14 protein-coding genes are annotated in these 16,144 nt (G+C 43.8%); 2 read left to right on the top strand and 12 right to left on the bottom strand.

The window, feature by feature from the left end; all coding sequences use genetic code 11:
- A partial coding sequence (locus tag IQP38_RS26785) for a LysR substrate-binding domain-containing protein (protein ID WP_228010178.1) occupies nucleotides 1-556 on the bottom strand: 556 nt, incomplete at its 3' end.
- A 281-nt stretch (nucleotides 557-837) separates the two neighbouring features.
- Here IQP38_RS26785 and metE point away from each other — a divergent pair.
- Nucleotides 838-3,120, top strand: a complete 2,283-nt coding sequence (gene metE, locus IQP38_RS23725) for a 5-methyltetrahydropteroyltriglutamate--homocysteine S-methyltransferase (RefSeq protein WP_054577048.1) — start codon at nucleotides 838-840, stop codon at nucleotides 3,118-3,120.
- A 133-nt stretch (nucleotides 3,121-3,253) separates the two neighbouring features.
- Here metE and IQP38_RS23720 read toward each other — a convergent pair whose 3' ends face one another.
- The 8 genes from IQP38_RS23720 to IQP38_RS23685 form a co-directional block, all read right to left on the bottom strand.
- Nucleotides 3,254-3,646, bottom strand: coding sequence for a GspS/AspS pilotin family protein (locus IQP38_RS23720; protein WP_005386726.1), 393 nt, complete (start codon nucleotides 3,644-3,646; stop codon nucleotides 3,254-3,256).
- A gap of 3 nt (nucleotides 3,647-3,649) precedes the next feature.
- On the bottom strand, nucleotides 3,650-3,946 hold the full coding sequence (locus IQP38_RS23715; protein WP_005386727.1) for a YciI family protein: 297 nt from the start codon (nucleotides 3,944-3,946) through the stop codon (nucleotides 3,650-3,652).
- 115 nt (nucleotides 3,947-4,061) lie between these two features.
- The gene (gene yciA / locus IQP38_RS23710; protein WP_005376768.1) at nucleotides 4,062-4,457 is read right to left on the bottom strand and encodes an acyl-CoA thioester hydrolase YciA; all 396 of its coding nucleotides are present in this window, start codon (nucleotides 4,455-4,457) and stop codon (nucleotides 4,062-4,064) included.
- Nucleotides 4,458-4,682: 225 nt separating this feature from the next.
- On the bottom strand, nucleotides 4,683-5,246 hold the full coding sequence (locus IQP38_RS23705) for a septation protein A (RefSeq protein ID WP_005376769.1): 564 nt from the start codon (nucleotides 5,244-5,246) through the stop codon (nucleotides 4,683-4,685).
- Between the two features lie 198 nt (nucleotides 5,247-5,444).
- Nucleotides 5,445-5,687, bottom strand: coding sequence for a hypothetical protein (locus IQP38_RS23700; protein ID WP_017634694.1), 243 nt, complete (start codon nucleotides 5,685-5,687; stop codon nucleotides 5,445-5,447).
- Between the two features lie 111 nt (nucleotides 5,688-5,798).
- Complete coding sequence (gene luxN, locus IQP38_RS23695; RefSeq protein WP_167415321.1) at nucleotides 5,799-8,339, bottom strand: quorum-sensing autoinducer 1 sensor kinase/phosphatase LuxN; 2,541 nt, start codon at nucleotides 8,337-8,339, stop codon at nucleotides 5,799-5,801.
- Nucleotides 8,332-9,516: an acyl-homoserine-lactone synthase gene (locus tag IQP38_RS23690; RefSeq protein WP_193838091.1), complete on the bottom strand. Its 1,185-nt coding sequence runs from the start codon at nucleotides 9,514-9,516 to the stop codon at nucleotides 8,332-8,334. Before IQP38_RS23690 ends, luxN begins: the two co-directional genes overlap by 8 nt.
- A 156-nt stretch (nucleotides 9,517-9,672) precedes the next feature.
- A complete protein-coding gene (locus IQP38_RS23685) occupies nucleotides 9,673-10,932 on the bottom strand; it encodes a dicarboxylate/amino acid:cation symporter (protein WP_005376774.1) in 1,260 nt (419 codons plus the stop codon).
- 544 nt (nucleotides 10,933-11,476) lie between these two features.
- Between IQP38_RS23685 and IQP38_RS23680 the strand changes: the two genes are divergently transcribed.
- Nucleotides 11,477-13,018 (top strand): long-chain-fatty-acid--CoA ligase, encoded by a 1,542-nt coding sequence (locus IQP38_RS23680; RefSeq protein WP_170893473.1) that lies wholly within the window; start codon nucleotides 11,477-11,479, stop codon nucleotides 13,016-13,018.
- Between the two features lie 126 nt (nucleotides 13,019-13,144).
- Here the strand turns inward: IQP38_RS23680 and IQP38_RS23675 are convergent, their stop codons facing one another.
- The 3 genes from IQP38_RS23675 to trpB form a co-directional block, all read right to left on the bottom strand.
- Nucleotides 13,145-13,840 carry a Crp/Fnr family transcriptional regulator gene (locus tag IQP38_RS23675; RefSeq protein ID WP_182016734.1) on the bottom strand — a complete coding sequence of 232 codons (696 nt, stop codon included), beginning with the start codon at nucleotides 13,838-13,840 and terminating at the stop codon, nucleotides 13,145-13,147.
- A gap of 196 nt (nucleotides 13,841-14,036) precedes the next feature.
- Nucleotides 14,037-14,843: a tryptophan synthase subunit alpha gene (gene trpA, locus IQP38_RS23670; protein ID WP_025767264.1), complete on the bottom strand. Its 807-nt coding sequence runs from the start codon at nucleotides 14,841-14,843 to the stop codon at nucleotides 14,037-14,039.
- Nucleotides 14,843-16,033 (bottom strand): tryptophan synthase subunit beta, encoded by a 1,191-nt coding sequence (gene trpB, locus IQP38_RS23665; RefSeq protein WP_193838090.1) that lies wholly within the window; start codon nucleotides 16,031-16,033, stop codon nucleotides 14,843-14,845. The genes trpA and trpB overlap by 1 nt, the downstream gene beginning before the upstream one ends.
- Nucleotides 16,034-16,144: the final 111 nt, after the last annotated feature.

Here is a 16,144-nt window from a genome sequence, read left to right as displayed (position 1 = left end):
CTTGCGGCTCAATAATTTCTTTTTCCGCCAATGGGTGGTTGGTTGCGGTAATTAAACGCATTTCAAAGTCGAATAGAGGCTCGTAGTGGACTTCGGATCGAGGTTGGATATCGGAAGTAATAACGAGATCGAGTTCGCCTGCCAATAGAGCTGGGAGTGGTTCAAAGCCAAAACCAGAGGAAAAGTCCAATGTTACGCTAGGCCAAGCAAGTTGGTACTCCCTAAGTGCAGGCATTAGCCATTGGAAGCAAGAGTGACATTCAATGGCCATATGTAATCGGCCATTGACGTCCTCTTTCAAGCTCGCTAAATCATTTTCTGCTCTTGCGAGTTTCGGAAGGATATCTTCTGCAAGACGCAATAGGATTTCTCCCTCTGAAGTGAACTTCACCGGACGAGTCTTTCTCAGGAACAGTTGCCCTCCAATTCGCGCCTCCAAATCTTTGATCTGATGAGACAGTGCCGACTGAGTGAGATGCAAAGCGGTCGCTGTCGCCGTTAGAGAGCCAGTGTCTCGAAGCGAAGTGAGTGTCCGCAAATGTTTTAGCTCTATCATGAATTCCTTTCATCCTTTGTTGCTCGCTATGAACAGAATAGCAATCGTGTAAATAACTTAACGACAAAAAATGGATATGTAAACGTCTAGACGTCTATTTGTTGTTTTTATTTGCGAATCATGTCGCTTCATGATGAATTTTTTTAATAAACAAGTTGAATAAATGGACGTTGTTCTAATATCAGATGAGAGCGATAGTTTAGCCATCCAGACATCTTATTCTTTACCGAAAGATGCTCTGATCCAAACAAATTGAACAAAATTGAGAAAGGAATAGGGACATGGCGACAACGACTCACATACTAGGTTATCCACGCATTGGTGAAAAAAGAGAATTAAAATTCGCTCAGGAGAAATACTGGCGAGGAGAAATTGATCAAGCTGAGCTTAAAAAGGTTGGGGCAGATCTACGCGCCAAAAACTGGCAAACACAAACGGATTCAGGTTTGAGTTTTGCCACTGCTGGCGACTTCGCTTGGTATGATCATGTACTGACGACCACGTTGCTATTGGGTCATGTGCCAAAGCGTCACGCTGATGGTTTCCCTAACCTGGATACGTTGTTCAAAGTGGGTCGCGGTCAATCTCAGGCGGGTTGCAGCTGTGCGGGCGCTGCGGCATCGGATATGACCAAATGGTTCAACACAAACTACCATTACATCGTCCCTGAATTCAGCAAGGACGATACGTTTGAAGTGAGCTGGCCGCAACTGTTTGAAGAAGTCAACGAAGCGCTTCAAGCTGGCCACCAAGTGAAGCCTGTTTTGCTTGGCCCAGTCAGTTACCTTTACTTGGGCAAAGAGGTCGAAGAAGGGTTTGACCGCTTAACCCTGCTACCACGCTTACTTACTGCTTACCAAGCTATTTTGGCAAAGCTAGCAAGTCAAGGTGTTGAGTGGGTTCAGATTGATGAGCCAATTTTGTCACTGGAGCTAGAAAGCAAATGGGCTGATTCGTTTAAGCTGGCCTACCAAGTGATTCGAAGCGATGTAAAAGTGCTGCTAACGACGTACTTTGACTCCGTAAGCGATACGCTAGACAAAATTGTAGAGCTACCGGTGGATGGTTTGCATATCGATTTATCTGCCGTCCCTCAGCAGCTTGACGATGTGGTTGCCAAGTTACCGGAGGGGTGGGTGCTTTCTGCTGGCGTTGTGAATGGTCGTAACGTATGGCGTTCGGATTTAAGTGCCCAACTCGAGCGTCTACAGCCAGTCAAAGAGAAACTGGGCGACAAACTTTGGGTTGCCAGTTCATGTTCTCTTCTACATAGCCCTGTTGATTTAGCACTGGAAACAGAACTGAGCGAAGAAGTAAAAAGTTGGTTTGCCTTTGCAAAACAAAAAGTGGCAGAAGTCGCCTTGCTTGGCCGAGCGCTCGATGGTGATCAAAATGCGATTCTCGCTTGTGATACCTATAGCCAGACAATCAAAGCGCGCAAGACAGCAACACATGTGAATAAACCTCAAGTACAAGCGCGTTTAAACAACATTACCGCGTCACTTGCCGAGCGCAGCGCACCTTATGCAGAGCGTGCTGCGCATCAAGCTGAAGTATTGGGCTTGCCTTTGTTGCCAACAACGACAATCGGCTCTTTTCCTCAAACGGGTGAAATCCGGGTGCAGCGCAGCGCTTATCGTACAGGTCAATTATCTGAGTCTGAATATATCCAAGCACTTAAAGGACATATTGCTGACGCAGTAAAACGTCAAGAGGCGCTCGACCTAGATGTGCTAGTTCATGGTGAAGCAGAGCGTAACGACATGGTGGAATACTTCGCTGAGAACTTGGCGGGTTTTCAAACGACCAAATTTGGTTGGGTACAGAGTTATGGTTCTCGCTGTGTGAAACCTGCCATTGTAGTTGCTGACATTGAACGTGAAAAACCGATCACAGTTGAATGGTCGACGTACGCACAATCGCTAACCAGCAAACAGATGAAAGGCATGTTGACTGGACCAGTAACGATTTTATGTTGGACGTTCCCACGTGAAGACATCACACGTCAAGAAATTGCGCAGCAACTTGCTTTGGCACTGCGTGATGAGGTGTCTGACCTGCAAGATGCAGGCATCAATATCATTCAAATTGATGAGCCAGCCATTCGAGAAGGTTTACCACTCAAAAAACGCGATCACAAAGCGTACTTAGAATGGGCCGTAAATGCGTTTAAGGTCTCTGCGGCAAGTGCAAAACCAGAAACTCAGATTCACACTCATATGTGTTACAGCGAGTTCAATGAAATCATTGATTCGGTTGCGGCACTCGATGCGGACGTCATTACCATTGAAACATCTCGCTCAAATATGGAGCTGCTGAAAGCATTTGAAGAGTTCAATTACCCGAACGAAATCGGCCCCGGTGTTTATGACATTCACTCACCAAACATTCCTACGGAAGAATGGATTGAAGGTTTAATCAAGAAAGCGGCAGAAAAAATTCCGGCTCAACGTTTGTGGGTAAACCCAGATTGTGGTCTGAAAACACGAAACTGGAAGGAGACAGAAGCCGCATTGGCAAATCTGGTTTCAGCGGCGAAGAAGCTCCGTGCTGAGCTGGCGTAACACATCGTTACAGCAAATAAAAACGGAGACTGTGGTCTCCGTTTTTCTATTCTTAATTGTTAACTTTCGTTTTCAGATTATCCAATAATAGCGAATCATCGTCTCATGCCGAAAGCAACAAAAATTACTGTAGCTACTTCACCTGAGTACAAGTCTGTGCGGAAACCAACTCATCTGCCATCAACTGACCGCGAGAATTACGTACCTTAATACGATACATCAAGCCCATATCAATTTGCTTGCGAACTTCTGGGTTGCTGCAGTAGGTATAGATACTGGTATTCAGTACTTGATTTAACGGCTTTGCACCGAGTGCGCCATCGTTATAAATCATCATCATCTCTACAACATTTTTGTTGGATGAGACACGCATTATTTGCAGTGGACCGTACTCTAAAGGGAGGCCCGCAGACAAGACTCCTGCTCGGTTTGATGCCATAAGCTCAAGTTGGCGCTGATTATCATCGGTTGATGAACAGCCAGCCAGAGCACCAAATACCAAGAAAAGACACAGTAATTTTTTCATAAATTAAAACACTTTTTTGAACGGTTTCACGATTACATGATCGTAAACACCAGCCGCTACATAAGGATCGGCTTCTGCCCACGCTTTAGCATCCTCTAGAGAGGCGAATTCAGCGATGACAGTTGAGCCCGTAAATCCAGCTTCACCAGGATTGTCAGAATCTATCGCAGGCATCGGACCAGCTGTAAGAAGGCGGCCTTCGTCTTGTAGCTTTTGTAAGCGATCCAAGTGTTGTGGGCGAACGCTCATGCGTTTTTCCAACGAGTTCTCAACGTCCTGTGAAAAGATGACATACCACATAGCATAGTTCCTTAATTGGTAGGGTAAAGTGTTAATTTAACGCCTTTTTTGTGTCTCTCACAAGTGAACAACAGAAAATGTGAGATCCTTTCTAACTGTTAGCGTTGTAGGTTGACTAATTCTGAACCGGACGTGGTTTACCTTCACTGTCAATGGCTACGTAGTTGAAGGTCGCATCACAAACCATGAAGCGTTCGCCAACACCGTGAGCTTTGACGGGTTTGACCCATACTTCCAAATCGACACTCATGGATGTGCGGCCGATCTTAGTGCATTCGCCGTAGCAGCATACGACATCGCCCACACCAACAGGTTTTTTGAACGTAATGCTTGATACCGAAACGGTGACAACGCGACCACAAGAGATCTCTTTTGCCAGAATCGCGCCCGCTAAGTCGAGCTGAGACATTATCCAACCGCCAAAAATATCGCCATTGGCGTTTGTATCTGCAGGCATTGCAAGGGTACGAAGCAGCATTTGACCTTTCGGAGAGCTAATTTCTTGACTCATTGTGACATCCTAAATCTTAAAGGCGCTCAAACTAAGCGCCAACATAGTAAATACCTAGAACCAAAGGTCCTTAAAAAACCGCAGATACCGGACCAGAGAAAGTTGGTTTACAGCAGCAAGAATGGTCTGAAAACGGTACGTTGTTTGAGCGGTTTACTGATACATGGAGCAAAACAGCGACCCTAAGGTCGCTGTGAAGTCGCGGATTATAGCAAAACTGAGTTTTTAATCATCAGTGGACACATCGGATGAGTTATTTTTTTGTTCTTTTGGCATGTGTTTATAAATGTAAAAGCCAGTCGCAATCATGTAGGCAAATGTCGCGATCAACATTCCAAATACTTTGAAGTTAACCCAAACATCCAACGGCAATTCGTAAGCAATATAAATATTTAGGCCAGCGAAGAATGAGAAGAAGCCAACCCAAGCCCAGTTAATCTTTGCCCAAACAGCGTCAGGTAACGTAATTTCCTTGCCTAGCATACCTTTGATGGCTGATTTTCCCAATGCGTGGCTCACTGCTAAGCCAATCGCCAGAATCGCGTAAATGATGGTGACTTTCCACTTTATAAAATTGTCGTCGTGGAAGAAAAGGGTCATGCCGCCGAAGATAGTGACGATAACAAATGTTATTAGCTGCATCTTTTCGACTTTCTTATACAGCGCGTAGGTGACGACAAGTTGAATGGCTGTTGCTACGATCAGTGCACCTGTCGCTACGTAGATGTCGTACAGCTTGTATAAAGCGAAGAAAACGATGAGTGGTATAAAGTCTAGGATCTGCTTCATGATGGCAAAATCTACCTAATTATTGAATTGAAGACAGTCTAACGGAATCTGACAAGATGTGAATACTGAGGAAGTTAAGGTAAGAATAGTAACGCTTAGTATATCGTACAGCCCGCAAGCTTCTTCCACGTCGAAACAGCAAGTGGAAGGAATAAAAATTGCCGCGTGAAGCGGCAATAGAGTTGAGAGTTTTAAACCTTAAGCCACACGTTGATATTGGGAAATAAGCGTTTTTACATCTTCTAAATAGCCTTCCCGCAGTAAGTTATCGACCGTTGCTTCTAGCTCTTCGAGAGACATCGTGAAGCAAGTGGATTTACCAGTCATCAGGGTCAGATATTGATGATACTCTTCTTCTGTATAGTGGCCTAAGCGATCAAGTAACAGTGTTTTGATTCCATGATGAATCAAGCCGTAGTATGTATGTCGATGAAGTAACATGGCGATCTCCTTATCAAGCTCATACGCTACTCATTTGCAGCCTGCTTGACCTTCTGGATAATTCGATTTACTCCAATAATGCACATCTAGTGCCAATTCTATATTTGCAAATTAAAAAGTGCTGGAAGGTGCAAAATTCTCGTTCTGTAACCATCTTTGGATGACGACTTGAAGTGCATTTAACGTGGTGGGCTTTTCGAGCCTGTCATCCATGAGTTTCGAAATTAGCTCCAACTCTCTAGCTCCAGACTCACCAGATAAGGCAATGATTGGAACGGAGGATGTGATTTGCTTAATCCGCTGGCTGGCGTCAAATCCATTCATTACCGGCATTTGGACATCCATAAGAACGAGATCAATCTTGTGAGAGTGGAATAGTTCTACCGCAGAGGCTCCATTATTTGCTTGTAAGCTGTTGACTCCCAATCTTTTTAAATACATCTGTACCAAGGTGCGTTGCACCTCTTTGTCATCTACAATGAGCACTGTTGGTGCATCTTTACATACTTGTACGTGTTGAGCTGAATGATTTTCAGAATGTGATGCAGTTGCTTTCCAGCTATCAAAGTCCGGTGCTCTTAATGTCTCTGGTTTTGGTGCGTTTGGTACGACTGGGAAATACAAGTAGAATTCTGTGAACTCGTTCAATTCAGACTGGCACTCTATTCGTCCTCCGAAGGAGCGCATAACACGTTGGCAATAGCCCAAACCTAAGCCACTGCCTCCGCTTTTTTGATACGAGAAAAAGTCATCAAATATCTTGTGTAAGATACTGCTATCTATACCTGGCCCACTATCTCGGAAGATCAGAATGTTTTCGTAAGCCCCCGTCTGGGTACGAATCTCAATTTGACTGTCGGGATAAGAATCAAAATAGTAGATAGCGTTACGAATCAAATTGAAAATGACAAAGTTAAACAGGGTCTCATTTAACTTCGCGACAAAATCGTGTGCCTGTGGCAGGTTAATTCTCTCTATTATTTGATCGTTTTCAAAACCATAACGGCTTACTGCTTGGTCGATGGCTTTATGTATGGAAGTGAGAGCTAAAGGCTCATGCTCTGGTGAACTGTCGCTAACTTCTCGTAAAATAATATCGATAAGTTGTCTACCGCGTTGTATAGCGGCTTCACCTTTATCAATTTCTCTTTTTAGCGTATCCAGTGAGGCGTTTGACTCTATATGCTGTTTTAAAGCTTCAAATTGTAATTGTACTTGAGCGAGAGGGTTACGCATTTCATGTGCAATGGAGTTAGCCAGCGCACGGCTTTGGCGTACCTTTCTATCGGCTTCAATGGTGCTCTGGATGCGAACTAATAACGTTTGCAGAGCTGAGATTTCTTCATTAGAAAACAGCTTATTATCTATTTTATGTGAAGAAATTAGTAAGTGAGTAACAGACTTTCCACGACCGAAGAGAGGCATAACGAGCGCAGTATTGCTTGAGCGCATGCGCTCGTAGAGCTTTCTCATCGACCCTTTAGAAGAGGAGGCATAATCAATTTCTTCAGACAACTCATCTAGCACGAGAACTGACTTGCTTGACGGCAGGTACTCTTCGTAAAACGTTTCTGTGTAATTGCTAGTGACTAGCTGTAGCTTGTTGTTTGGTATGTTAAGTAACGATGCCAACTGACGCATAGCATCATCTATTGAGCGTTTAAACTCTTCCTCTAACCCAAGGATTTGCTGAACGGGAGTGTGTCGTTTCCCATAAATAAAATACGAAGCGAAACGACTGACTCGCTTAAAAAGCAAGTGCCAAGTGATACCGATAAGCGCGCATAAAGGTACCGCAACAAGCCATTGGTTATCTTCAGAGATAGGAATAAATATCGCCCCTAGCGGCAGAACAAAAATGGCGCAGACTAAGAGCGCGCTTACCGTTAAGTACGTGAGATATTTAGCGCTGTAGAAGCGAGAGGTAAGTAGGGCATAGCCCACAAACAACATTTCGCTGATTGAAAGTGCTGGTGGTAACCAAGTTAGGGAGAAGTCGCCAAGGAAATACGTCATTCCAAGGTGTATCACTGCCGTAGATAACATGAATACCAAAATGCCAGCGATCATATAGTTGCTTTTTGCTAGCGTGAGCTTGCTGCTGTTAGCGCGCATGGCAATCAAGTTAAGCAGCGTTAGTACCACGAAAGCTAGCAAACTAATGAAAAAATATGAGGTATGTGGGCCAAATTCAATGACGAACTGGCTTGGACCACTAATGGTGACATTTTCGACAGTAAGATTCGGCACTAAGTTGATGTACAGTGAATACGTTGCTAGTGCGACAAAGACGACTTTTTGCCAGACTTTGACCGCTGTTTTTTTAACATCTGCGGTTAACTGGCAAGAAAAATAGAATGCAAACGCAAAGGCGAAAAAAGACGCTAAGTTCGCTAACTTAGCCATAAAAATGCCACCAACAGAGCCTAATTCTGGCAATAAATCGGTATGGAAATAGGCGTTGCTGCTTATCCAAACAATGATACAGCTGGAATAAGCGATGTAAGGCGCGTGATGCGAGCCTAAGATTGACTCACTCTTCTGTTTTAGGCGATAGCAGTAATACAGTAACCAAGCGAATACTATTAGTACAGTCGCGTACAATGCCATTGCTTTTGGGTAAAAGAGACCGTGCAAATGAACATCAAGCATGCTCATTCACCTTTTTATCCATTCTTTTTGTTCGTACGCAATGTTTGTAGTCGCGAAATTGTATGTCTTGAAATGCTTCAACCATCATACCTAAATTCCAGAAACCGCGGTATGTCTTGGTACCGTCACCGTTAATGTCGCGGTATCCTGAGTGAAAGTAGGCACTTAAATCAATAGATTGATAGAAATTTAACATAAATACTTGCTCAATAATGGTAAAGCCGAGCTTATAGCCTGCTTTATAGAGCTCGCTCATCATAGTTTTTTGCGCCAGATACAAAAAATACAGCTTTTGTTGAATGTTGCCTCCCACCGTAAGACGCAGTACTTCGCAAACCGCTTCAGTGTTCTTTACATGAGATTGAAACTGAGCATCAAACCCAATAAGAGTGTGCTCATGAGTTAGAGCACGACACTCCAAAATACCCAGTTGATTGAGAACACTGTACCCATGATTAGGAAAGCAAAACTGCCATTGTTCGTTACTAAACTGTGGTGAGTAACTGAGCCAGTTATTTCGTTGATGCCAGCTTTGCACTAAAGCGGAGGAGACCATGATTGGTGAAGATGACGATTTGAGCAAGAGGGCAAAGTGCTGCCCTTTTTGCGAGAGTGATAAAAGAGGCAAGATTTCAAACCATTGTTCAGTTTGGACGAAAAGCTCAAGATTACTCAGTGTGATCGCTTCGGAAATCGGCATTAACGCTGCATGATTTGGCAGCATTACCTCAAGATCGCAATCTGCGATATCTTCAATTAACACGCTAGTATAGCTGTGGTCGTCAAACGGAAGCGGAGTAGGAATCGCAGCTTCGTTTGAAGGATATTTTTGCTTGATTGCTTCGATCTCGCATTGACACCAGAAAACCATCCAATGCGGGTAACAATCTGCGGCAAGTTGTTCAAGTAAACGAATCTCTTTGGAGAAACCTGTCGGATACTGTTGCACTAAATCTCGATAATCCATTAACTCAAATAGTGCAGAAAGACTTTTTGATGCGTGTTTAGGAAAGAGAGATTTAAGCAGTTTTATTCGATACAGAGCAACCTGTTGAAAAAGAGCATCTCGTTTTTGTTTCGTTAGGGTAAGAATAACTGAGTCAACCAGGGCCTGCTGCTTTGGTTCGATCGGCAAATTTATTTTGGTGAGATATTCCAAAGATTGCTCAAGACTCATGATATAACCTAGCTCTAACGTTTTGTTATATTTTGTAATGGTTTATATCATTTTGAAAAATTTATGCCATCGGTTTCTATTTGTATAGTTACGTAATGCAAGAAAAGACAAAAAAACCGCTCATTATGAGCGGTTTTTGGTCTATTCAAGAAAGGGTTAGGCTTCTTGCTTTTTTAGCTCAGCTTCTGCCGTTTCTTCTTCAATTAGCGCATCAACGATAACTGCACATGCAGCATCACCTGTGATGTTCAGTGCTGTACGAATCATATCGAAAATACGGTCAAGAGCGAATAGCAGCGGTAGACCTTCAATTGGAATGCCAGCGGCAAGAAGCACGGCAACCACTAGGAAAGAAGGGCCAGGAACACCCGCTTGACCAACCGCACCCAATGTAGACGTTACGATAATTGCAATGTAAGCGCCCATGCCTAGATCGATATTGAACAGTTGAGCAAAGAAGATAGCAACCAAGCCATAGTAAATCGCATTACCTGACATGTTGATCGTTGCGCCTAGAGGCAGAACAAATGATGCAGTTGAATTTTTTACGCCCAGCTCTTTTTCACAGGTGTCCATTGTAACAGGCAGTGTTGCCATAGAAGACGCTGTTGAAAGCGCAACTGCTTGCGGTTTCTTCATTGAAGACAGGAATTTCTTCGCAGATGTCTTCGTGAAAACATGCACCATTGCTGGGTAAACAACGAAACCGAAGATTAGGATGGCGGCAACGTAAACAACGAACAGTTTAAACACCACCATTAGCGCACCAAAACCGAACGTACCGACGGCTTCTGCCATCAGACCAAATACACCGATAGGTGCAATGATCATTACTTTGTTGATCATCCAAACCATTGCGTCAACGATGCAGTTAACACCATTGATGATTGGTTCACGACGCTCTTTTGCTTGCTTAGAAATCGCAATACCAAAGAACATACAGAAAACGAGGATCTGTAGGATGTTTGCTTCATTTAGTGATTGGAAAACGTTGGTTGGGATCATACCAGTGATGGTTGCCCAGAAAGTAGGTAGTTCACCTTTTGAAGCGTATTCTGCTGAGAACATGCCTTCAACGCCAGAGACGTCGATACCCATGCCTGGTTGGAATACTTCACCCATAAATAGTGCAAGCGCAACGGCTAGGGCGGATGTTAAACCAAAATAACCTAGAGTGACGATGCCAACTTTACCTGCTGACTGGCTGTTCCCAAGACCAGCGGCGCCAGAAATCAAGGCTACAGCGACCAAAGGAATAACCAACATTTTGATTAAGTTGATAAAGATAGCACCTAAAGGAGCGAACACTGTCGCATCATGACCCATCATGGCACCAACGGCTGTGCCCACGATCATGGCGATTACGACTTGTACGCCAATGTTGTTTAGCAAACTCTTTTCTTTTAACACTTCCATAACCTCTGTGCTAATAAAATGTAAAATCCTAAAATTACCCACTAACCATAAATGGATTTACGGATAATTATCTCGCCTTGCTTTTTACACTTATCGTTTACAATTGGCAATATGCAGCAAGGTATTATTGATGGATTAATCGATATTTTATTGACGAACGATAAAGTTTTGTTCAATAGCAAACGTTTGCTATTGATTTTTCTTATAAGGGTCGCGCTTAGGATTGTTCAAGCTTATTTTTCTTTATTTGTTTTCTTTTTGTTAATTTTAACCGCTTTTGTATTTGCTATTGCAGTCAGAGTTTTTAGTGACTTGGGTTGATATTTATAACAATTCATCTCTTTCAAGCTCACACTTTTATTAATTTGCCTTCTGAAATGTTAATTGCTTTACATTCTTAGTCCTGATTGCATTGTAAACATAATGTTAAATGGTAATGACTGGTGAGAATCAAATGCTGACGATCCAGTGTTAAGGATAACTTGCTTAGTTAATGCTCCTGAGCTGATTAGACGAGAAAGACAAGGTAAGAGGTGAAGAGACTATGATGAATCTTGCTGCTGCGTTACAAAGAAATGCTGCGAGTAAACCAGATAAAACGGCGTTGATATGTGGCGCTGAAAAGATAAATTATGCGCAGTTTAATGCGATCGCCGGCAAGATCGCAGCGTCTTTAATCAATAAAGGCGTAAAGCCAGGTGACCGCGTTGCGATTTCATGCCCAAACATTCCTTTTTTCGCGTTTGTTTATTATGCAATACAAAAAGCTGGCGCGGTTGCAGTCCCATTAAATGTGCTTTTGAAAGCGCGAGAAATTAAGTATCACTTAGAAGATTCAAAAGCGAAGTTTTATTTCTGCTTTGAAGGGACGAAAGAACTGCCAATGGCAAAAGAGGGCGTCAAAGCCTTTGAACAAGTCGATACATGCGAAGGCATAGTCGTACTGACTCAATCTCAAGATCAAAGCTATTGGAATGGTGTAATAACTCTCAATGCGTTTATAGCCGATGTCCAACCGTTGCCGGATTATATACCGCGTAATGCGGATGATACTTGTGTGATTTTGTATACATCAGGGACGACAGGCTTACCAAAAGGCGCTGAGCTGACTCAGCAGAACATCATAATGAACGCTCTGGTGGCACAAAACATTATGGGCAGCCAGGCCGATGATATTCACTTAGTAACTTTGCCTTTATTTCATACATTTGGTCAAACCGTCCACTTAAATGCTAGTGTTTTGGGCGGGGCAACATTGGTGTTAGTGCCTAGGTTTGAGCCTAAACATGTTCTTGAGCTGGTGGAAAAACATAGGGTGACGATATTTGCTGGTGTGCCAACGATGTACATCGGTCTGCTTCACGTGCAGCATCAATTTGATACCTCGTCATTGCGTGTTGCAGTAAGCGGTGGTGCGCCATTGCCAACCGAAATCTTTCGAACCTTTGAAGAAACATTTAATGTGCCGATCTTAGAAGGATACGGGTTATCGGAGACAAGTCCTATTGCATGTTTTAATCATTTAGATCAGGAGCGTATACCAGGCTCGGTAGGTCAACCGGTTCAAGGCGTCGAAGTAAGAGTTATCGACATTGAAGGCAATGCACTACCGATAGGCGAAGAAGGTGAGATTGTTGTGCGTGGTCATAATGTTATGAAGGGATATCTTGACCGTCCAGAAGTTACTGAATCTGCGCTACAAAATGGTTGGTTCCATACTGGTGATGTGGGCCGCTTTGACAGTTCTGGTAATTTATTTATTGTCGATAGAATGAAAGATCTGATCATTCGAGGTGGATTTAATGTTTATCCCAGAGAAATTGAAGAAGTTTTCATGACTCATCCTGCAGTTTCAATGGTCGCGGTGATAGGGATTCCAAATGAAGAGTATGGCGAAGAGATAAAAGCTTACGTTGTACTTAAACCAAAAGAATACATTGACGCCGATTCATTACAAAAGTGGGGTAAAGAGCAATTAGCCTCGTTTAAATATCCTCGTTATGTCGAAATTCGTGAACACCTCCCGATGAGTGCGACAGGAAAGATTTTGAAACGTGAGTTGAAATCTGAATTGAATATAGCTTAGTCAATTCAATGGTCTTTGTGTCACAGCGCCACTTGCCTAAGCGCAAATGGTGTTGTGCTCTTGACCAATTAGATGCATAAGGTTTTTAGCTATCGTTAGACAATACTTAGCGTTTGTTGAATGGATCTATTGCTCGAGTTTTTTAAAGTATTCTTCTAAGCGCTTCGGATTGGTAATGGTTACTGAGCCATAGTTTAGCTCTAGCATCCCGATACTTTCTAATCGTTTTAGTATCTTGTGTACACTCTGACGAGTTAGCCCCATCATGTTAGCGATATGTTCTCTTGTTACCCTGACAACGCATGGTCGAGTATCGATCGCTTGATTAAGTTGGTATTCAGCAAGCAGCAGCAACCTTTTGGCGACTCGTTCTTCAATTCCTCTAATCGCGTCATCTTCGATAACAGAAATAGCAGACCACAAGCGGCGGCTAAGTAAGTCGAGTATAGTGGGGTAACTTTGAGGGTATTTGGCGAGTAATTGGCGAAATTTATCTCCAGGAAGCTCCATTACAGTCACGTCAGAATGAGCGGTCGCACCAAAAATACGAGGCATGCCGGGAGAAAAAACATTGTCTCCAAACCAACCACCAGCTTCGAAAATCATCAGTGTGACTTCTTTGCCTTTTGAACTAATTGAGTTCACTCTCACTGCACCTTGAGCTATGACCATAAGAGAAGATTGAAGCGCACCTTTATTGCAAATCAGTGCTTTTTCGTCGAAGCAGCGAACCTTAGTCATTTGCGCTGCTTCACTAAGCCCTTTATCTGGCAGCCCTGATAGTACAGGACATTTGGCTAGCAGTGTTTTGACTTCTTCCATGTAGCAACCTTACTGCACATTGCTTTATTGAGTTAGTTAAGTTACCCAAGCTTAACACTCTTTGAGAGCTCTGCTTGAGATAGATTTGGAAAGTGCGGGCGTTGAACAAAAAATGACGTGGTATAAACGCGATAGTAAGAAAACGCCCACTAAACATAATGTTAAGCGGGCGTTGTTGTGTCATATCAAACTGAAATTATTTTTGAGTGGCAGCTTTCATTGCAGAAACGAATTCACCTAGCTTGTCGAGCATAATTTGTGGCTGCTCAACGTTCGCTTCAATGATTTTTACCACGGCTGAACCAGAAATTGCACCAGCCGCACCAGATTCTAGTGCTTGTTTCACCTGTGCAGGCTCAGAGATGCCAAAACCAAGTAGCGCTGGTGGTGCATCAAATTGGTTCAGTCTATCGAGCATATGACCTACAGGCATGTTTGCTTTGGTTTCTGCGCCAGTAACACCTGCACGAGAGAGTAGGTAAGTGTATCCGCCACCCAACTCTGATACTTGCTTCAGTGTTTCATCACTTGCCGTTGGTGGTGCGATGAAGATTGGGTGAATACCAAACTTTTCTGCAGCAGCAACAAATTCAGCACTTTCATTAGTTGGTACGTCTGCAATCAAAACAGAATCGATGCCTGCTTTTGCACAACGCTCATAGAAGTTCTCGATACCACGAGAGTAAACAAGGTTCGCGTACATCAGAAGGCCAATAGGCAACTCTGGGTACTTAGCTCGGATCTTACCGATTTGCTCGAAGCAGATATCTGGTGTTGCACCTGAATCTAACGCGCGAATGTTAGCGCCTTGGATGGTTGGGCCATCGGCTAGCGGATCTGAAAATGGAATACCAAGTTCAAGGGCATCTGCGCCAGACTCAACCAGTGTTTCCATGATTTTGTAAGACTGCTCTGCGTTTGGATCGCAAACCGTTACGAACGGTACAAACGCGCCTTGGTTCTTTTCGTTTAGGCGCTCAAACATCTTTTCATAACGGCTCATTAGATTGCTCCTTTTTCTTCTAGGATGGCATGCACAGTGAAGATATCTTTATCACCACGACCAGATAGGTTAACAACCAACAATTGCTCTTTTTCTGGGTTCTCACGAGCCATACGCAGTGCATGAGCCAGTGCGTGAGAAGATTCTAGAGCAGGGATGATACCTTCGTGACGCGCAATCTCTTGGAATGCTTCTAGCGCCTCATCATCTGTTACGTTGTCGTATTCAGCACGGCCGATTGCGTTTAGGTGGGCGTGTTGTGGACCAACTGAAGGGAAATCAAGACCAGCAGATACTGAGTAAGACTCTTCAACTTGGCCGTTTGGATCTTGCATCAATGGCGCTTTCATACCGAAGAAGATGCCTATTTTACCATGCTTAAGTGGTGCACCGTGCTGGTCAGTATCGATACCTTTACCTGCTGGCTCAACACCAATTAGGCGAACGCTTTCTTCTTCGATGAAGTCAGCAAACATGCCGATAGCGTTTGAACCACCGCCCACACATGCGATAACCGCATCAGGAAGACGGCCTTCACGTGCCAAAATCTGATTCTTCGTTTCTTCACCAATCATGCGTTGGAAGTCACGCACGATGGTTGGGAATGGGTGAGGACCTGCCGCTGTACCTAGTAGGTAGTGCGCGTCTTCATAAGTTGCAGACCAGTCGCGTAGCGCTTCGTTACATGCGTCTTTAAGCGTTGCAGAACCCGAGTGGACAGGAATTACTTCAGCACCCATGAGTTTCATACGGAATACGTTCGGGCTTTGACGTTCAACGTCTTTTGCACCCATGTAAACACGACATTTCAGACCAAGAAGCGCACATGCTAGTGCGGTTGCAACACCGTGTTGGCCAGCGCCTGTTTCAGCGATGATTTCGTTTTTACCCATGCGTTTCGCAAGCAGTGCTTGACCTAATACTTGGTTGGTCTTGTGCGCGCCACCGTGAAGTAGGTCTTCACGTTTTAGGTACAGTTTGGTTTTCGTACCTTTGGTTAGGTTACGAGTTAGAGTCAAAGCCGTTGGACGGCCCGCATACTCTTGAAGAAGCGTCATGAACTCACTGCGGAATTCTGGATCTTCTTGCGCGTCTATAAACGCTTGCTCTAGTTGCTCCAGTGCTGGAACTAGAATTTGCGGAACGTACTGACCGCCGTATTCGCCAAAGTAGGCATTCAGTTTTGCCATCGTTATATTCCTTCTCGTATTTTTCGCTACGAATAGCTTTAAATTTTTTAGCTGATATCCAGCTTTAGTAGTTGCGAATAGCGGTGAATGCCGCGAGCAACTTCTGTGAAT

Origin of the sequence: Vibrio sp. OPT41 (assembly GCF_015163595.1) — a bacterium.
Classification (GTDB): Bacteria; Pseudomonadota; Gammaproteobacteria; order Enterobacterales; family Vibrionaceae; genus Vibrio; species Vibrio alginolyticus.
Note: the sequence above shows the minus strand (reverse complement) of the source record. Positions and strands in the feature narration are given on the sequence as shown.